Source organism: Sphingomonas adhaesiva (assembly GCF_002374855.1).
Taxonomy (GTDB): domain Bacteria; phylum Pseudomonadota; class Alphaproteobacteria; order Sphingomonadales; family Sphingomonadaceae; genus Sphingomonas; species Sphingomonas adhaesiva.
On the sequence record NZ_NWVC01000001.1, the window covers coordinates 213,585 to 231,517 of the forward strand.

The window sequence follows — 17,933 nt, forward strand, 5'->3', positions numbered from 1 at the left end:
CAACCGTGCGGAAACGTCACGGCGCCCAGTGGATGTCGACCGGCAGCTCGACGTCGGCCAGCACCCGCCCGATCGGATAGGGCGAGCCGGCGCCTTCCTTGATCGCATCCTCGATCACCTTGCGCTTGGCGTCGCCGGTCACCGCCAGCATCAGCGCGCGCGCGCCGGCGATCGCCTGGCGGCTGAGCGTGACGCGCGCGACCGGGGCCTCGGGCGGCAGCGGATCGGGCATGACGCCCAGCGCGCGGCGTTCCTTCGGGCCGTTCAGCGCCTCGTCGTAATCGGGGCCGGGGAAGATCGACGCGGTATGCCCGTCGCCGCCCACGCCCAACAGGCACAGGTCGAGCGGCCAGTGCAGGTCCTGCATCAGCGCGTCGGCGGAACGGCCCGCCGCCTTGTAATCCTCGGTCGCCTTGGGGACGATCGGCATCACCCGCGCGCCCTTCGGGATGAAGATCTTGCCCAGCGCGGTGACGTTCGACAGCGGATCGCCCAGCGGCACGATCCGCTCGTCACCCGGGATGATCGTCACGCGCTTCCAGTCGAGCTTGGCCTTCGCCAGCTTCTCATAGGCGGGCAGGGGGGTCTTGCCGCCCGCCAGCGCGATCACCGCGGAGCCGCGCGCGTCGATCGCGCTTTCGATCACGAACTGGATGTCGCCCGCGACCGCATCGGCCAGCTCGGCGGCGTCGTCATAGTCCCACCATTCGATTTCGGTCATGTTCACTTCCAATGCCGTTCGGTTCGAGCAGCCGTCGAGCGACGTCGAGACGGCGTGTCGAGGATGTCTCGATACGCGCCCCCGGCTCCGCTCGGTCGCTACGCGACACGAACGGGGCGGGGGGCACGGGGTTCAGTGCATCAATCGTCCTGCCACGTCACCCCGTCGCGCTCGGTCAGCGCGATCGCGGCGGACGGACCCCAGGTGCCGGCGGGATAATGTTTGGGCTTCATGCCGTTCGCGGCCCAGCCGGCGCGGATCGCGTCGGTCCAGATCCACTGCGCCTCCACCTCGTCGCGGCGCACGAACAGCGTCTGGTCGCCCTCGATCAGGTCCAGCAGCAGCCGTTCGTAGGCGATGCGGCGGCGCGTGCCGGCGAATTCGGCGTCCAGGCTCAGCTTCAGCGGCACCTCGCGCAGGCGTACGCCGTCGCGGTCCAGCCCCGGTTCCTTCGCCATCACCAGCAGCTCGATATATTCCTCGGGCTGGAGGCGGATGACCAGGGTGTTGGGCTGGAGCAGCCCGCCGCGCCCGGCGAACATCGAATGCGGCACCGGCTTGAACTGGATCGCGATCTCGCTGCGCCGCACGGGCATCCGCTTGCCCGTGCGCAGGTAGAAGGGCACGCCCTGCCAGCGCCAGTTGTCGACGTGCGCCTTGATCGCGACGAACGTCTCGGTGGTCGAATCGCGGCCCAGTTCCTCGTCATAGCCCTTGACGATCTCGCCCTTCACCGCGCCGCCGACATATTGGCCGGTCACGGTACAATGCGGCACCTCCTCGGGCGGGATCTGGCGCAGCGAGCGGAACACCTTGGCCTTTTCGTCGCGCACGTCGGTGGGGGTGAAGCGCGCCGGCGGCTCCATCGCGATCAACGCGACCAGCTGGAGCATGTGGTTGGTCACCATGTCGCGCAGCGCGCCCGCACCGTCGTAATAGCCGGCGCGATCCTCCAGCCCGACCGTCTCGGACACGGTGATCTGCACATTGTCGATCCCGCGCGCGTTCCACACCGGTTCGAAGAACGAATTGCCGAAGCGCAGCGCCAGAATGTTCTGGACGGTTTCCTTGCCTAGATAATGGTCGATGCGGAAAATCCGCTCCTCGGGGAAGACCGCGGCGACGGTGTCGTTGATCTCGCGGCTGGACGCCAGGTCGTAGCCCAGCGGCTTTTCCAGCCCGATGCGCACGGTCGGCCCGGCCAGTCCGACCTTCTCCAGCCCCTTCACCGCCGGTTCGAACAGCGACGGCGCGGTCGACAGGAAGATCGCCAGCCCGCCGGACACGTCGCCGATCTTCTCCGCCAGCGGCGCGAAGGTGTTCTCGTCCGACAGGTCGACCGGCTGGAACTGCAACCGCTTCAGGAAGCCGGACAGCGCGGCCTCGTCCTTGCGATCGGCGGGCAGGAATTCGTCCAGCGCCTTCTTCGCCTCGGCGCGAAAGCCGTCGTCGTCCAGATCGCCGCGCGCCGATCCGGTGATCGTCAGCCCGTCGGGCAGCAGCCCGTCGGCGTGCAGGCCGTAGAGCGAGGGCAACAGCATCCGCCGGGCCAGATCGCCCGTCGCGCCGAACAACAACAGCTTGCCGACCGGATTGCGCTCCACCGGAGTCTCCTAGGCTGAAAGAGGGGTCAGAGGGTCAGGCCGGCGACGGGATCGAGACCGGCCATGATGTTGAGGTTCTGGACCGCCGCGCCCGCCGCGCCCTTGCCCAGATTGTCGAGCGTGGCGACCAGCCGCAGCTGTCCGGTGCCGGCATTGCCGAACACGCGCAGCGTCATGCGATCGGTGCCCGCGTCCGCCTCGATCGCGACGGTCGCGACATCGCCGGCGGCGACGCGGACCAGCGCGCTGCCGGCGTAGGCATCCGCCAGCGCGGCGCGCACGTCGTCGATCGTCGTGCCCGCGGCCAGCTGCGCGGCATGCAGCGGCACCTCCGCCACCATCCCGCGATAGGTGTTCGCGACCGCCGGCTGGAAGATCGGCGGATGCGCCAGCCCGGCGTGGCGCTGCATCTCCGGCACATGCTTGTGCGCGAGCGACAGGCCATAGGGGCGGAACGCGGTGCCGGCGGCGCCGCTTTCGAATTCCTCGATCATCGCCTTGCCGCCGCCGGAATAGCCCGATGCCGCATTGACGCCGACCAGCGCGTCGGCCGGCAGCAGCCCGCCGCGCACCAGCGGACGGACCAGCGCCAGGAAGGCGGTGGGATAGCAGCCGGGGTTGCTGACGAAGCGCGCGGTGGCGATCCGCTGCGCCTGGTCCGGCTCCAGCTCGGCAAAGCCGTAGGTCCAGCCGTCCGCGACGCGATGCGCGGTCGATGCGTCGATCACGCGCGTGCGGTCGTTGGCGATCATCGCTACCGCCTCGCGTGCGGCATCGTCGGGCAGGCACAGGATGACGATATCCGCCTGGTTGAGCGCCGCGGCGCGCGCGGCGGCATCCTTGCGGCGATCGTCGTCCAGCGTGTGGAGCGCGATTTCGGGCCGCGCCGACAGCCGCTCGCGGATCTCCAGCCCGGTCGTACCCACCGCGCCGTCGATGAAGACGGCGACCGTCACGAGGCCAGCGCCCCGGCGTCGAGATAGCCGACCAGCCCCGATTCGACCGCGATGCCCCACGCGATGCCGCCGGTGACGTCGAACAGGTCGAATGCGTCGCCCGCGGCGAGCGTGACGACGGCGGGGGAATCGGCACCGCGCTGTTCGCGCACCACCGCATCATGCGCCAGCGTGCGGCGGGCGGGGGCGGCGTAATGCGGGGCGAAGACGCGATCGGCGAGGCGAACGTCGGCGATGTCGGGGCGCACCGCATGGGTGCGCGGATCGAGCGTGACGGAGCGCCCGGTCAATGCGAATCCGCTACGCGCCAGCGGCCCGCGCTGCGGACGGTGGCTCGCCGTCGCCGATGAACTGCCCGAACTCCTCAAGAAAATCTGCCCCTTCGGAAGTGCGCGCGACGAAGATGTTGCGCTTGTCGCTGTCGTCGCGTTGGCGGCGCAGATAGCCGAGAGCGCCCAGCCTGTTCAAGGCGCGCGTGACGACCGGCTTGGACACGTTCAATATCCGCGCCAGCCCGCGCACCGTATGGGGGCCGGGGCGCAGGTAGACGACCAGCAGCAGCGCCATCTGGCGGTTGGTGAGGTCGGGCTCGCCGGAGCGGACATAGTCCACCAGCGCCTTCATCCATGAATTGAGTTCGGGCTGCGCAAAGGTCGCCACGTCTTTGTCCCGTCTCTGTTACAACGCTGCCGGAACGTTCCGGATTCGTGCGAAATAACGCCCGCCCGCGCGGCTGGTTTCAGTCATGTTACGAATTTGCCACGCGTTATCGGGTTCGACGTGCGCCGGTTGATTGGCGGCGACGCGGCGACTATGTGGCGGCGGTCCGGGGTGCGGGCTTCGGCCTGCTTGCCCGCTTTCTTTCATTCCGGGATCGTTCGCGCCGCCATGTTCACCTTTCTGCTTGTCGTCCAGGCCATCATCGCGGCGGCCCTCGTTACCGTGATCCTGATGCAGCGGTCGGAGGGCGGCGGTCTGACGTCGTCGGGCAGCCCGTCGGGGCTGATGTCGGCGCGCGGCGCGGCGGATTTCCTGACCCGCGCCACGTCGGTGCTGGCGGGCGTGTTCATCGCGATGAGCGTGCTGCTGGCGTTCCTGGCCGCCAGCCGCAGCGCGACCAGCGTCGACACCTCGCTCCAGCGCCGCGCGCCGGCCGCGCAGGCGCAGACCGCGCCCGCCCCGGCCGACGACGCGCTGGCCGGCGCCGCCGCCAATGCGGCCGCGGCGCAGCAGCCCGCGCGGGCCGACAACGGCGTCCCGCTCGCCAACTGATCGTCGCACCCATCGTCGTTTCATCGCGCGCGGCGCGTCCGCGCGCTTGCCCTCGTTCGTATTTAAAGGTTAGGCGTTCACCCCCATGGCGCGGTACATCTTCATCACCGGCGGCGTGGTTTCCTCGCTCGGCAAGGGTCTCATGGCGGCAAGCCTCGCGGCGTTGCTGCAGACGCGCGGATACCGCGTGCGCATCCGCAAGTTCGACCCCTATCTGAACGTCGATCCCGGCACGATGAGCCCGTATCAGCACGGCGAGGTGTACGTCACCGACGACGGTGCGGAGACCGACCTGGACCTGGGCCATTACGAACGCTTCACCGGCGTCGCCAGCCGCCAGTCGGACAACATCACCTCGGGCCGGATCTACAAGACGATCATCGAGCGCGAGCGGCGCGGCGACTATCTGGGCGCGACGGTGCAGGTGATCCCGCACGTCACCGACGCGATCAAGGCGTTCGCGCGTGCCGAAACCGACGACCTGGACTTCGTGCTGTGCGAGATCGGCGGGACGGTGGGCGATATCGAATCGCTGCCGTTCATCGAGGCGATCCGCCAGCTGAAGAACGAGGTCGGGCGCGGCAATGCGATCAGCATCCACGTCACCCTGGTGCCGTACATCGCGGCGGCGGGCGAGCTGAAGACCAAGCCGACGCAGCATTCGGTGCGCGAACTGGCGGCGCTGGGCGTCCAGCCGGACGTGCTGGTGTGCCGCTGCGAGCATCCGCTGCCCGAATCGGAACGTGCGAAGATCGCGCTGTTCTGCAACGTGCCCGAAACTGCGGTCATCCCCGCGCTGGATGCCAAGAGCATCTACGCCGTGCCGCTGCAATATCATGCCGAGGGGCTGGATTCGGAAGTGCTGCGCGCGTTCGGCATCACGCCGTCGTCGCCCCCGGACCTGACCCGCTGGGAAGAGATCGTCGAGCGGCTGATGCACCCGGAGGGCGAGGTGACCGTCGGCGTCGTCGGCAAATATGTCGGCCTGCAGGATGCGTACAAGTCGCTGAACGAGGCGCTGGTCCATGGCGGCATCGCCAACCGCGTGAAGGTCAATATCCGCTGGATCGACGCCGAATTGTTCGAGGGCGACGATGCCGAAATCGCCGCACATCTGGAGCCGTGCCACGCCATCCTGGTCCCCGGCGCGTTCGGATCGCGCGGGGCGGAGGGCAAGATCGCCTCGGTCCGCTTCGCGCGCGAACGGCGCGTGCCCTATTTCGGCATCTGTTTCGGGATGCAGATGGCCTGCATCGAGGGCGCGCGCGATCTGGCCGGCCTGCCGCAGGCGTCGTCGACCGAATTTGGGCCGACCGATGAGCCGGTCGTCGGCCTTATCACCGAATGGATGGGCGAGCGCGGGCTGGAAACGCGCGCCGCCAACGGCGACCTGGGCGGCACGATGCGGCTGGGCGCTTATACCGCCGCACTGACGGGCAACAGCGTCGTCGCCTCGATCTACGGCAGCGACGAGATTTCGGAGCGCCACCGCCACCGCTACGAGGTCAACACCTCGTACCGCGATGCGCTGGAGAAGGGCGGGCTGGTCTTCTCCGGCATGTCGCCCGACGGCACGCTGCCGGAAATCGTCGAGCGGCCGGACCATCCGTGGTTCGTCGGCGTGCAGTTCCATCCGGAACTGAAGAGCAAGCCGTTCGACCCGCACCCGCTGTTCGCCAGCTTCATCGCCGCTGCGGTGAAGCAGAGCCGGTTGGTGTAGGGCGACGGCCGCCAAGCGCCATCCCGAAGGCTGGGATCTGCTCCTTGTCGGTCGTGATACGCGCCACCGGGAGACCCCAGCCTTCGCTGGGGTGACGAATTGGTCGGGATGACGAACTGTCCGCGTCTCCTCCGTCATCCCAGCGTAGGCTGGGATCTGCTGCTTGTCGGGCGTAGCGCGTGCCAACAGGAGACCCCAGCTTTCGCTGGGGTGACGCAGGGGGGCGGTGACGCAGGGGGCGGTGAGGCAGGGGGCGGTGAGGCAGGTGTCGTGGGGCGGGTGGCACGACGCGCTTGCCCGATACCTCAGCCCCCCAAAAACAGGAAAGGCGCCCGGGCCTTGTTCAGGCCCGGACGCCCCCACCGGCGCTCCGAAAGGGAGCAAAGGAACGCCGATATCGCGCGGCGCGGTGCGGCCGCCGTTACGCGGCCTTCGCCTCGTCGCCGCTCTTGCTTTCGACCGCGGCCAGCGGTGCGCCGGTCTTGATCGCGATGCTCTTGGGCTTCATCGCCTCGGGCACCTCGCGGACCAGGTCGATCACCAGCAGGCCGTCGTTCAGCCGCGCATCCTCCACGAACACGAAGTCGGCCAGCTCGAACCGCCGTTCGAAGCTGCGGTTGGCGATGCCGAGGTGGAGGAAATTGCCGTTGTCCGCCTTGTCGTCCTTCTTGCCGGTCACCATCAGCAGGTTCTGCTGCGCGACGATCTCGATCTCGTCACGGCCGAACCCGGCAACCGCCAGCGTGATGCGGTAGCGGTCGTCGGCGACTCGCTCCAGGTTGAACGGCGGGTAATTTTCGGACGCGCTCCGGGCGTTGGCCTCGATCATGTCGAACAGGCGATCGAAACCGATCGTGGAGCGGCGATAGGGGGTAAGGTCGAAACGCATGGTCAAATCCTCCAGCGAGCTATTTGAACAAAGGCGCCCGGGCATCCGCGGCGCCCTTCACCGTGCGGCCCCTGATGGGCACCGCACGCCAGCAAAATGGGAAATCGGCCAAGCGATTCAAGAGGTGGGGTAAACTCCTACTTTCTTGATCGGGTTTGTCGGCGCGTTGATGATGCCCGGACGAGGAAAGGGGTCCGTTCATGTCCATCACGCTCGCCACGCTGCTGCTCCAGGCCGCATCGACGCCCGCCGCGCCGCCGGTGGAACCGCCGCCCGCCGCGCAGGAGGACGCCGCGACCTCCGCCACCGGACGGCTCGGCCCCGCACAGCCGGCGGGGGGCGATATCGTCGTCACCGCGCGCCGCCGCACCGAAAGCGTGCAGACCGTGCCGCTGGCGGTATCGGTGATCGGCGGCACCGCGCTGTCCGATACGGGCGCCTATAATGTCAGCCGGCTGACGCAGATCCAGCCGACGCTGCAATTCTATTCCACCAACCCGCGCAATTCCGCCGCGAACATCCGTGGGCTGGGCGCGCCGTTCGGGCTGACCAACGACGGGATCGAACAGGGCGTCGGCATCTATGTCGACCAGGTCTATTACAGCCGCATCGCGTCGGCGACGTTCGACTTCACCGATACCGAGCGGATCGAGGTGCTGCGCGGACCGCAGGGGACATTGTACGGCAAGAACACCACCGCCGGCGCGATCAACATCACCACCCGCAAGCCCAGCTTCACGCCGGAAGCGCGCGTCGAGTTCAGCACCGGCAACTACGAATTCATCCAGGCCAAGGCATCGGCATCCGGACCGCTGATCGCCGACACGCTGGCGATCCGCCTGTCCGCGTCGGTCACGTCGCGGCGGGGCACGATCCACAACGTTCGCACCGGTGCGGACGTGAATGCGCAGGACAACAAGAGCCTGCGCGGGCAATTGCTGTGGCAGGCCGCGCCGAACCTCGATCTGACGCTGTACGCCGACTACAATCACCAGGATCCGGACTGCTGCGCGCAGATCTTCGCGCGGGTCGGCACCACGCAGCGTCCCGTCTGGCGTCAGTATGACGCGCTGGCCGCCGCCTTCGGCTACCAGCCGCCGTCGCGCAACGCGTTCGACCGGCTGACCGATCTCGACACGCCGCTGCGCGCGAAGCAGGAACTGGGCGGCGCCTCGCTGGTGGCGAACTGGGATCTGGGCGCGGCGACGCTGACGTCGGTGTCCGCCTATCGCTTCTGGGACTGGGATCCGTCGAACGACCGCGACTTCATCGGGCTGCCGATCACCACGGTGTCGGCCAATCCGTCGCAGCAGAAGCAGTGGAGCCAGGAACTGCGCGTCGCGTCGAACGGCAAGCATACGATCGATTACGTCGCCGGGCTGTTCTATTTCCGCCAGACGATCGACACGCAGGGGTTGCAGGTACAGGGACCGGCGGCGAGCCGCTTCCTGCTCAACCCCGGTACCCCGCCGTTCGGCGCCAACGGCTGCGCCACCGCGGCGGCCAACGCCTGCAACCCGGCGGTGCTGAACGGGCTTACCGCGCGCAACACGATCGGCTTCACCAACACCTCGGCGGCGGCGTTCGGGAAGGTCACCTGGCACATCAGCGATGCCTTCTCGATCGCGCCGGGGTTGCGGGTAAACTATGACAAGAAGAGCGGTTCCTACGTCTCGGTCGTGACGACCGGCAGCGGGTCGACCACGCTCAATGCCGATCAGCGCGGCGTGCTGGCGCCGCAGAGCTATCAGCCCGATTTCGACAATTGGAACGTGTCGGGCGATATCACCGCCGCGTGGAACGTCGCGCGCGACGTCCACGCCTATGCGACATATGCCCGCAACTACAAATCGGGCGGGATCAACCTGTCCGGCCTGCCGCTGGATGCGAACAACAACCCGATCCTGTCGGCGGCGACCGTCCGGCCGGAAAAGGTCAACCATTACGAGCTGGGGCTGAAGACGCAGTTCCTGGACCGGCGCGCGACGGTGAACATCGCGGGGTTCTGGACCGAGATCGACGACTATCAGGCGACCGTCACCAACGGGCAGCTTGGCGTGCTGCGCGGCTATCTGGCCAATGCCGGCAAGGTGCGCACCCGCGGCGTCGAGGTGGACACCGCGTTCCGCCCGACCGCGCGGCTGAACCTGTATGCCAACGGCGCCTTCACCGACGCCAAATACGTGAAGTTCACCGATGCGCCGTGCCCGCCCGAGCTGGCCGGCGGCACCACCGCCACCGCCGCCAATCCCGCCAGCCCGGCGGGGCAGGCGGGCACCGCGGCACGCCCGTCGTACAGCCCGTCGTTCTGCGACGTGTCGGGCCAGCGGCTGCCCGGCATCTCCAAATGGGCGTTTTCATACGGCGCGGAATATGCCGTGCCGCTGGCCGCGGGGGGCAATATCTATGTCGGGTACGACGGCAGCTACCGCTCGGGCTTTTCGTCCAACCCGTCCGAATCGATCTATACCAATATCGACGGATACGCGCTGTCGAACTTCCGGCTGGGCTATCGCGCCGATCGCGGGCTGAACGCGTTCCTGTGGCTGCGCAACGCCTTCGACAAGGATTATTACGAGCTGCTGGCGACCCAGTCGGGCAACACCGGGCTGATCGTGGGGCAGCCGGGCGATCCGCGCACCTATGGCGTGACGGTGTCGGCGTCGTTCTGACGGCGGGCGGGGTGGCGATAGGCCGGCGGCGGAGCCGCCGGCGCGACGTCGGACGGCTTCGGCGTTGCCGACCCGCCGGCCGTTTTGGCCGATGCGGCGTCGCCGCATCGCGCCGGGGACCGGCGCGTCGGCCAAAAGCAAACGCCCGGGCCGTTTTCACGACCCGGGCGCCTGCGTGACGATTGCTCGTCAGCCCCCTAATCCAGTCCCCCGGCCCGCGCGCCTCGACATTGCGAAGCGGAGCCTGGCGACGTTCCCCGAACCACGGCCGTTGCCTGTGTGCCAGTGCGGTTCGTATGCCGGTCCCATGGGGGCGCTGTCATCCCAAATGAACGGGACATAAACCGATTGTCGCCGCGCTGTGACGATTCCGCCACACGCCCCGTTGCGCGGCTGCGCCGGGCGTCCTACAGGCGCGGGCATGTTGCTGTCGCGCTATGAGAGCATGATCGCGCGGCGGTATCTGCTGCCGGGCAAGGGTGAACGGTTCATCGTGCTGGTGGCGGGTTTCTCGCTCGGCGCGGTGATGCTGGGGGTCGCCGCGCTGGTGATCGTCATGAGCGTCATGAACGGCTTCCGCGCGGAGCTGTTCGACAAGATCGTCGGGCTGAACGGCCATGCGGTGGTGCAGGGCTATAACGGCCGGCTCGCCGACTGGCGCCGCGTCGTCAGGGAAGCGACCTCGACCCCGGGGGTGACCAGTGCGGTGCCGCTGATCGAACAGCCGCTGTTCGCCACCTATAACGGCCGCGCCGAATTCATCCTGCTGCGCGGGATGCGGGTGGAGGACATCCGCGGCAACGCCACGATCCGGTCGAAGGTGGTGGCCGGCGACCTGGATGCGGTGACGCCGGGCAGCAACAACGTCGCGATCGGCGCGCGGCTGGCCGAGGCGCTGGGCGCGACGATCGGTTCCGACATCTCGCTGGTCAGCCCGCAGGGGCAGACGACGCCGTTCGGCACCGTGCCTCGCATCGTCAATTACCGCGTCGCCGCGATCTTCGAAGTCGGCATCTACGACTATGACAAGGCGTATGTGATGATGCCGCTGCCCGATGCGCAGACGTTCCTGCTGATGGGCGATGCGGTGGGGATGGTGGAATTGCAGACCGTCGATCCCGATCGCGTCGGCCCGATCCTGGCGCCGCTGGCGCGCAAGGTGCAGGGCGTCGGCGTCGTCGCCGACTGGCGCCGGCTGAACGCCGAGCTGTTCGACGCGCTGGCGGTGGAGCGGGTGGCGATGTTCGTCGTACTGTGCATCATCATCCTGGTGGCGGCGTTCAACATCGCCTCCTCGCTCATCATGCTGGTCCGGTCGAAGACGCGCGACATCGCCATCCTGCGCACGATGGGGGCCAGCCGCGGCGCGATGCTGCGCATCTTCATGACGGTGGGGACGACGATCGGCGTCCTGGGGACGATCGCCGGGCTGGTGCTGGGCGCGGTGTTCCTGTTCTTCCGCCAGGCGGTGGTCAATTTCGTCCAGCTGGTGACCGGGCAGAACCTGTGGGACCCGTCGATCCGCTACCTCACCGAACTGCCGTCCAAGCCCAATCCGGTCGAGATCACCGCGATCGTCATCATCACGCTGGTCATGACCTTCCTCGCCACCGTCTATCCGGCGTTCAAGGCGGCGAGCACCGATCCGGTACAGGTGCTGCGCTATGAGTGACGCCGTCCTGCGGACCACCGGCCTCGCGCGCAGCTTCACGCAAGGCGAGACGACGATCCACGTCCTGCGCGGCGTCGACCTGTCGGTCGGCCCGGGGGAGATCGTCGCGCTGCTCGGCCCGTCCGGGTCGGGCAAGTCGACCCTGCTCCAGGCGGTCGGCCTGCTGGAGGGCGGGTTCGCCGGGTCAATCCGCATCGCCGGGGTGGAGGCCGCGCAGCTCGACGCGGCGGGCCGCACCGACGTGCGCCGCGACCAGTTGGGCTTCGTCTATCAGTTCCACCACCTGCTGCCCGATTTCAACGCGATCGAGAATGTGGTCCTGCCGCAGCTGATCCAGGGTTCCACCCGCGCCGCGGCGGAGGAGCGCGCCGCCGCGCTGCTGTCCGCGCTGGGCGTCGGTCACCGGCTGACGCACCGCCCGGCGCAGCTGTCGGGCGGCGAGCAGCAGCGTGTCGCGGTCGCCCGCGCGCTCGCCAATCGCCCCGCGCTGGTGCTGGCGGACGAGCCGACCGGCAACCTGGACGAGCGGACCGCCGATATCGTGCTGGCCGAATTCCTGCGGCTGGTCCGCGGCGAAGGCTCCGCCGCGCTGGTCGCGACGCATAACGAGCGGCTGGCCGCGAAGATGGACCGCGTCGTGCGCCTGCACGAAGGCATGCTGGAGGAAGCGCGGCCGTGAGCGACCCGTGGCGCACCCCGCCGACGCTGCGCGGGCGCCACGTCACGCTGCGCCCGCTGGTCGGGGCCGATGCCCCCGCGCTGGCCGCGGCGGCCGGCGACGGCGACCTGACCGAATTGTTCTTCGCCAATGTCGCCGGGCTGACCGATCCCGAGGGGTTCGTCGCGGCGGCGCTTCGGGAACAGGAATATGGCCGCGCGCTGCCGCTGACGGTCGAGACCCCCGATGGCCGCGTCGTCGGCCTCACCCGCTTCCTGCGGATGAACGAGGCGCATCGCCGGGTCGAGATCGGCGGCACCTTCTACGCCCGCTCGGTCCAGCGCAGCGGGGTGAATACCGAGGCGAAGCTGCTGCTGCTGACCCACGCCTTCGACGTCCTGGGGTGCCAGGTCGTCCAGATCCGCACCGACTGGTTCAACAAAAGGTCGCAGGCCGCGATCGAGCGGTTGGGCGCCAAGCGCGACGGCGTGCTGCGCGCGCACCAGCTGTTCAACGGCCGCGTCCGCGACCTGGTGGTCTATTCCATCATCGCCGCGGAATGGCCCGGGGTCCGCACCAACCTGAATTTCCTGCTGGAGAGACCGCGATGACCGCCATCACCGATTTCACCGTCACCGCCGCCGACGGATCGCCGCTCGCGCTCGACGCGTATCGCGGCAAGGTGCTGCTGATCGTCAACACCGCGTCGAAGTGCGGCTTCACCCCGCAGTACGAGGGGCTGGAGGCGCTGCACCGCCGCTACGCCGATCGCGGTTTCGAGGTGCTGGGCTTTCCGTGCAACCAGTTCGGCGCGCAGGAGCCGGGCGACGCCGCGGAAATCGCCAATTTCTGCTCGCTGACCTACGACGTCACCTTCCCGGTGTTCGCCAAGATCGACGTCAACGGCGCCCATGCCGATCCGCTGTTCGAGCGGCTGAAGGCCGATGCGCCCGGCGTGCTGGGGTCCAAAGCGATCAAGTGGAACTTCACCAAGTTCTTGGTCGACCGCGAAGGGCGGACGGTGAACCGCTACGCGCCGACGACCAAGCCCGCGGATATCGAGAAGGATATCGAGGCGCTGCTGGGCTGAGCCTGTAGCGGGCGCTCCGACGCCCCGCGCCGTCCGTCACTCCGCGCGGGCCGACACCCCGGCGAAGGCGAAGCCTTTGCGAAACCCACGCCGTCATGCCGGACTTGTTCCGGCATCCATGTTTCCGCATACGCCTCAGCCGCTGCTCTTGCGAGACGGTGGACTCCGCAACAGGGCCCTCCTGAGCGAAGTCGAAGGGTCCGGGGTGACGGAGGGGAGCGGCGGGAGTAGCGACTTCCTCAATGGTCCTGCGAACGCCGGGGTCCACGGAGCCGCGAAATCATCGGCCTTGCATCTGGGGAGACATGGATGCCGGAACAAGTCCGGCATGACGGGAGGGATGTGACAGCGGTTTTGGACGCGTCGTGACGTCGGCTCGCTTCAGCCCCGCGCACCCCTTACTCCGGCACCGCGAACGCACTCGCGCCCTTGCGGTGGTCCCCCGCGGCGGTCAGCGCGGCGACGCCCCCGAACAGGAAGCTGATCGCCAGCACATAGCCAGGCAGCGTCAGCGCCGACCACGGGACCGTCATCGCGATGAACACCGCCAGCAGCACGTTCACCGCGCCCAGCGCGATCAGCATCCCGCGCCGCCGCCGCATCTTCAGCCCCCACCACAGCTCCAGCGCACCGCGCGCGCCCAGCCACACCGCGACCGTCAGCGTCAGCGAGATCGCGCCCGTCACCGGCTCCATCACCATCAACGCGCCGACCACGACCGACAGGATGCCGAACAGCACCGAATAGCCGCGGCTCTCCGCGCCATGCCCGAACAGCCCCGCCGCGATCGCGAATACGCCCGATACGAAGAACAGCACCCCGATCGTCACCGTCGCGGCGAAGGTCGCGGCATAGGGGAAGACGAACGCCGCGATCCCCAGCACCACCGACACCACGCCATAGGCCATGATCCAGCCCCATCCGGCGCCGATGGACGGGCCGGCGGGCGGGCCGGAGTGCGGGGGCGTGTCGGGTGGGAAGGTCTGGTCGCGCAGGTCGGTCATCGCACTAACTCCTGGTGGCGTCGGTGGCGAACGGGTGCGCGCGTTGGCGGTTCCGCACTGGTCGAATCAGGTCCGGCGGATTAGGTAAGGGCGATGCCGCATTCCGGGTTCGTACCGCTCCGCATCTTCTCGTCCTACACGATGCTCGACGGCGCGATCGAGCCGAAGGCGATGGCCAAGCGCGCGGCCAAGCTGGGCTTTCCGGCCGCGGCGCTGACCGATCGCAACGGCCTCTACGCCGCCATGGCTTTTTCCGACGCCGCGGTGGGCGCGGGCGTGCAGCCGGTGATCGGCACGATGCTGGGCCTGGCGCGGCCCGACATGCCCGACGGCGCGCCGCCGGTGATCGACTGGATCGCGCTCTATGCGCAGGATGCGACCGGCTACGACAATCTGTGTGCGCTGGTCAGCCACGCGCACCTCGACCGGCCGCTGGAACTGGCGCCGCACGTCGGGTTCGACATGCTGGAACGCCATTGCGCAGGGCTGGTCGCGCTGACCGCCGGCGGGGAGGGCGGGGTCGCCCGGCTGTTCGCGGAGGAGCAGCCCGCGCGCGCCGCCGCCTATGCCGAGCGGCTGGCCGCGATCTTCCCCGATCGCCTCTATATCGAACTCAGCCGCCGCGGCGATGCGATCGAGGAGAAGGCAGAGGAGCCGCTGCTCGACCTCGCCTACGACCGCAACTGGCCGATCGTCGCCACCAACCCCAGCTGTTTCGAGGAAGCGGCCTTCGGCGACGCGCATGACGCGATGCTGTGCATCGCCCATTCCACCTATGTGGAAAGCGAGGATCGCCCGCGTTCGTCCCCCGATGCGTGGATGAAGCCCGCCGAGGAGATGAAGGCGCTGTTCGCCGATCTGCCGGAGGCGATCGCCAACACGCTGGTCGTGGCGCAGCGGTGCGCGGTGGCCGCGCCCAAGCGCAAGCCGATCCTGCCCAGCCTGGCCGGTGACCGCGAGGGCGAGGCCGCGATGCTGCGCGACCGCGCGCGCGAGGGGCTGGCCGCGCGGCTCCAGCGGATCGAGGAACTGGGGCAGGCCGGGGGCGAGGGGTGGCAGGCCGCCTATCGCGCGCGGCTGGAATTCGAGCTGGACGTCATCATCCAGATGGGTTTCCCCGGCTATTTCCTGATCGTCGCGGACTTCATCCAATGGGCCAAGTCGCACGACATTCCGGTCGGGCCGGGGCGTGGATCGGGTGCGGGGTCGGCGGTCGCCTGGGCGCTGACGATCACCGATCTCGATCCGCTGCAGCTGGGCCTGCTGTTCGAACGCTTCCTGAACCCGGAACGCGTGTCGATGCCCGACTTCGACATCGACTTCTGCGAAACGCGGCGCGGCGAGGTGATCCGCTACGTGCAGGAAAAATACGGCCGCGATCAGGTGGCGCAGATCATCACCTTCGGTAAGCTGAAGGCGCGCGCGGTGCTGAAGGATACCGGCCGCGTCCTCCAGATGAGCTACGGGCAGGTCGATCGCCTCGCCAAGCTGGTGCCCAATCACCCCACCGACCCGTGGGACCTGAAGCGCGCGCTGAACGGCGTGCCGGAACTGGCCAAGGAATATTCGAACGACAACCAGGTCCGCCACCTGTGGGATCTGGCGACCAAGCTGGAGGGGCTGCCGCGCCATTCCTCCACCCATGCCGCGGGCGTGGTGATCGGCGACCGGCCGCTGGCGCAGCTGGTCCCGCTGTACCGCGATCCGCGATCGGACATGCCGGTGACGCAGTTCGACATGAAATATGTCGAGGGCGCCGGGCTGGTGAAGTTCGACTTCCTCGGCCTGAAAACGCTGTCGGTTCTCAAGAAGGCCGTGCAACTGCTGGAAAAGCGGGGACTTTCGGTCGACCTCGACGCGCTGTCCTGGGATGACGAGGGCGTCTACAAACTGCTCCAGCGTGGCGACACGGTCGGCGTGTTCCAGCTGGAATCGGAGGGGATGCGCCGGACGCTGTCGGCGGTGCGCCCGACCAATTTCGGCGATATCGTCGCGCTCGTCTCGCTCTATCGCCCCGGCCCGATGGACAACATCCCGTCGTTCGGCCGCCGCAAGCAGGGCACGGAGGAAATCACCTATCCGCACCCGCTGCTCGAACCGATCCTGTCCGAAACCTATGGCATCTTCGTCTATCAGGAACAGGTGATGCAGGCCGCGCAGGTGCTGGCGGGCTATTCGCTCGGCGGCGCCGACCTGCTGCGCCGCGCGATGGGCAAGAAGATCAAGGCGGAGATGGACGCCCAGCGCGCCACTTTCGTCGCGGGCTGTGCCGAGCATAACGGGATCAAGGCCGATTACGCCAACCAGCTGTTCGACTTGATCGACAAGTTCGCCGGTTATGGCTTCAACAAGAGCCACGCCGCCGCCTATGCGCTGCTGGCCTACCAGACCGCATGGCTGAAGGCGCATCACCCGGCGGAATTCTTCGCCGCGTCGATGTGCTACGACATCCACCTGACCGACAAGCTGGCGGTGTTCGTCGACGACATGCGCCGGCTGGGCATCGCGCTGCTGCCGCCGTGCATCAACGCCAGCCAGGCCGAGTTCGACGTGGAGGTGGATGTCGAGGGGACGCCGGCGGTCCGCTACGCGCTCGCCGCGCTGAAGTCGGTGGGTGAGGGCGCGATGGAGCGGCTGGTCGAGGAGCGCACCAACGCCGGCGCGTTCCGCAGCCTCGACGATCTGGCCAATCGTGTCGATCCGCGCCTCATCAACAAACGCCAGCTGGAAACGCTGGCCGCCGGCGGCGCCTTCGACGTGCTCGACGCCAATCGCGCGGGCGTCCATGCCGTCGCCGAAACGGTGCTGGCGATCGCCGCCAGCACGCATCACGGGCGCACCAGCGGGCAGGGCGGGCTGTTCGGCGACGATGCCGGGACGGGCGACACGATCAAGCCGCCCGCCACCGTCCGCTGGACGCTGGCCGAGCGGATGGAGCAGGAGAAGGAGGCGTTCGGCTTCTATTTCTCCGCGCACCCCGTCGACCGGTTCCGCCATCTGGCGAAGATGCACGGCGCGCGCAGCTATACCGCGCTCAATGATCTGCCGATCCCCGACGGCGCGCGAGTGATGGCGACGATGGCGGTGCTGGTCGAGGATGCGCGCTGGCGCACCTCCGCGCGCGGGCGGCGCTATCTGATGGCGACGTTGTCGGACGCCACCGGCCAATTCATCGCCACCTGTTTCGAGGACGGCGCTTCGGCCGCGCTGGAGGAAGCCGCCAAGACCGGCGAATGCGGCCTGCTGACCGTCGAGCTGGACCGCCGCCCCGGCGAGGAAACCCCGCGCGTTTCGATCAAGGGGATCAAGCCGTTCGACGGGCTGGCCAACGTCACCCGCTTCGCACTGGAGGTGACCGCCGACAGGCCCGCCGCGGTCACCGCGCTTGCCGCGCTGATCGGCCCGCTGCGCGGCAATGCGCGCGGCAAGGTGACACTGAAGGTGGCGCTGGACGGCAATGCCACCGCGGTGGTGATCCTGGGCCGCGACTTCGCGCTCGACGCCGAACTGGCGGAGCGGATCGAGCAGCTGCCCGGCGTGATGAAGGTGGAATTCGACGTCGAGGAGACGCGGCTGAAATCGGTGGGGTGACCCTGACGGCCGGCGACGACGCCTCGGCCTCTGGCGTCACCCCAGCGAAAGCTGGGGTCTCCCGCCGCAGGCGTCTCGCCCACC

At 68.4% G+C, this 17,933-nt stretch carries 15 protein-coding genes; 8 read left to right on the top strand and 7 right to left on the bottom strand.

Annotated elements, in window-relative coordinates:
• Positions 1-16: 16 nt before the first annotated feature.
• From pgl to COA07_RS01110, 5 genes are all read right to left on the bottom strand, one after another.
• Positions 17-721, bottom strand: a complete 705-nt coding sequence (gene pgl / locus COA07_RS01090) for a 6-phosphogluconolactonase (RefSeq protein WP_066711926.1) — start codon at positions 719-721, stop codon at positions 17-19.
• A gap of 140 nt (positions 722-861) precedes the next feature.
• Entirely contained in the window at positions 862-2,325 is a 1,464-nt protein-coding gene (zwf, locus tag COA07_RS01095; protein WP_066711924.1) for a glucose-6-phosphate dehydrogenase, read from the bottom strand.
• A 26-nt stretch (positions 2,326-2,351) separates the two neighbouring features.
• Complete coding sequence (gene argC / locus COA07_RS01100) at positions 2,352-3,281, bottom strand: N-acetyl-gamma-glutamyl-phosphate reductase (RefSeq protein WP_066711921.1); 930 nt, start codon at positions 3,279-3,281, stop codon at positions 2,352-2,354.
• Complete coding sequence (locus tag COA07_RS01105; RefSeq protein WP_245841943.1) at positions 3,278-3,571, bottom strand: SH3 domain-containing protein; 294 nt, start codon at positions 3,569-3,571, stop codon at positions 3,278-3,280. Before COA07_RS01105 ends, argC begins: the two co-directional genes overlap by 4 nt.
• A 10-nt stretch (positions 3,572-3,581) precedes the next feature.
• Positions 3,582-3,905 (bottom strand): MarR family transcriptional regulator, encoded by a 324-nt coding sequence (locus tag COA07_RS01110; RefSeq protein WP_066487590.1) that lies wholly within the window; start codon positions 3,903-3,905, stop codon positions 3,582-3,584.
• A gap of 264 nt (positions 3,906-4,169) precedes the next feature.
• Here COA07_RS01110 and secG point away from each other — a divergent pair, with 264 nt between their 5' ends.
• Complete coding sequence (gene secG, locus COA07_RS01115; protein ID WP_066487581.1) at positions 4,170-4,553, top strand: preprotein translocase subunit SecG; 384 nt, start codon at positions 4,170-4,172, stop codon at positions 4,551-4,553.
• An 85-nt stretch (positions 4,554-4,638) separates the two neighbouring features.
• Positions 4,639-6,273, top strand: coding sequence for a CTP synthase (locus COA07_RS01120; protein ID WP_066712493.1), 1,635 nt, complete (start codon positions 4,639-4,641; stop codon positions 6,271-6,273).
• Between the two features lie 421 nt (positions 6,274-6,694).
• On the opposite strand, the gene COA07_RS01125 is transcribed toward COA07_RS01120, so the two are convergent.
• Positions 6,695-7,162, bottom strand: coding sequence for an Hsp20 family protein (locus tag COA07_RS01125; protein WP_066712495.1), 468 nt, complete (start codon positions 7,160-7,162; stop codon positions 6,695-6,697).
• A 200-nt stretch (positions 7,163-7,362) separates the two neighbouring features.
• On the opposite strand from COA07_RS01125, the gene COA07_RS01130 reads away from it, so the two are divergent.
• From COA07_RS01130 to COA07_RS01150, 5 genes are all read left to right on the top strand, one after another.
• On the top strand, positions 7,363-9,834 hold the full coding sequence (locus COA07_RS01130) for a TonB-dependent receptor (protein WP_096640345.1): 2,472 nt from the start codon (positions 7,363-7,365) through the stop codon (positions 9,832-9,834).
• 421 nt (positions 9,835-10,255) lie between these two features.
• Positions 10,256-11,506, top strand: coding sequence for a lipoprotein-releasing ABC transporter permease subunit (locus COA07_RS01135; protein WP_066710560.1), 1,251 nt, complete (start codon positions 10,256-10,258; stop codon positions 11,504-11,506).
• Positions 11,499-12,185, top strand: coding sequence for an ABC transporter ATP-binding protein (locus COA07_RS01140; protein WP_066710558.1), 687 nt, complete (start codon positions 11,499-11,501; stop codon positions 12,183-12,185). The genes COA07_RS01135 and COA07_RS01140 overlap by 8 nt, the downstream gene beginning before the upstream one ends.
• Positions 12,182-12,775, top strand: a complete 594-nt coding sequence (locus COA07_RS01145) for a GNAT family N-acetyltransferase (protein ID WP_066710556.1) — start codon at positions 12,182-12,184, stop codon at positions 12,773-12,775. The genes COA07_RS01140 and COA07_RS01145 overlap by 4 nt, the downstream gene beginning before the upstream one ends.
• The gene (locus COA07_RS01150; RefSeq protein WP_066710554.1) at positions 12,772-13,254 is read left to right on the top strand and encodes a glutathione peroxidase; all 483 of its coding nucleotides are present in this window, start codon (positions 12,772-12,774) and stop codon (positions 13,252-13,254) included. Before COA07_RS01145 ends, COA07_RS01150 begins: the two co-directional genes overlap by 4 nt.
• Before the next feature lie 398 nt (positions 13,255-13,652).
• On the opposite strand, the gene COA07_RS01155 is transcribed toward COA07_RS01150, so the two are convergent.
• The gene (locus COA07_RS01155; RefSeq protein ID WP_066710552.1) at positions 13,653-14,258 is read right to left on the bottom strand and encodes an HdeD family acid-resistance protein; all 606 of its coding nucleotides are present in this window, start codon (positions 14,256-14,258) and stop codon (positions 13,653-13,655) included.
• A 93-nt stretch (positions 14,259-14,351) separates the two neighbouring features.
• On the opposite strand from COA07_RS01155, the gene dnaE reads away from it, so the two are divergent.
• Entirely contained in the window at positions 14,352-17,849 is a 3,498-nt protein-coding gene (gene dnaE / locus COA07_RS01160; protein WP_066710545.1) for a DNA polymerase III subunit alpha, read from the top strand.
• The last annotated feature ends 84 nt before the right edge of the window (positions 17,850-17,933 follow it).

What these genes read in the sequence shown, in the direction of transcription:
- secG (WP_066487581.1), top strand. Translation starts at nt 4,170, where the DNA reads ATGTTCACCTTTCTGCTTGTCGTCCAGGCCATCATCGCGGCGGCCCTC.
- COA07_RS01125 (WP_066712495.1), bottom strand. Translation starts at nt 7,162, where the DNA reads ATGCGTTTCGACCTTACCCCCTATCGCCGCTCCACGATCGGTTTCGAT.
- COA07_RS01135 (WP_066710560.1), top strand. Translation starts at nt 10,256, where the DNA reads ATGTTGCTGTCGCGCTATGAGAGCATGATCGCGCGGCGGTATCTGCTG.
- COA07_RS01140 (WP_066710558.1), top strand. Translation starts at nt 11,499, where the DNA reads ATGAGTGACGCCGTCCTGCGGACCACCGGCCTCGCGCGCAGCTTCACG.
- COA07_RS01150 (WP_066710554.1), top strand. Translation starts at nt 12,772, where the DNA reads ATGACCGCCATCACCGATTTCACCGTCACCGCCGCCGACGGATCGCCG.
- COA07_RS01120 (WP_066712493.1), top strand. Translation starts at nt 4,639, where the DNA reads ATGGCGCGGTACATCTTCATCACCGGCGGCGTGGTTTCCTCGCTCGGC.
- COA07_RS01155 (WP_066710552.1), bottom strand. Translation starts at nt 14,258, where the DNA reads ATGACCGACCTGCGCGACCAGACCTTCCCACCCGACACGCCCCCGCAC.
- COA07_RS01130 (WP_096640345.1), top strand. Translation starts at nt 7,363, where the DNA reads ATGTCCATCACGCTCGCCACGCTGCTGCTCCAGGCCGCATCGACGCCC.
- dnaE (WP_066710545.1), top strand. Translation starts at nt 14,352, where the DNA reads ATGCCGCATTCCGGGTTCGTACCGCTCCGCATCTTCTCGTCCTACACG.
- pgl (WP_066711926.1), bottom strand. Translation starts at nt 721, where the DNA reads ATGACCGAAATCGAATGGTGGGACTATGACGACGCCGCCGAGCTGGCC.
- COA07_RS01110 (WP_066487590.1), bottom strand. Translation starts at nt 3,905, where the DNA reads ATGAAGGCGCTGGTGGACTATGTCCGCTCCGGCGAGCCCGACCTCACC.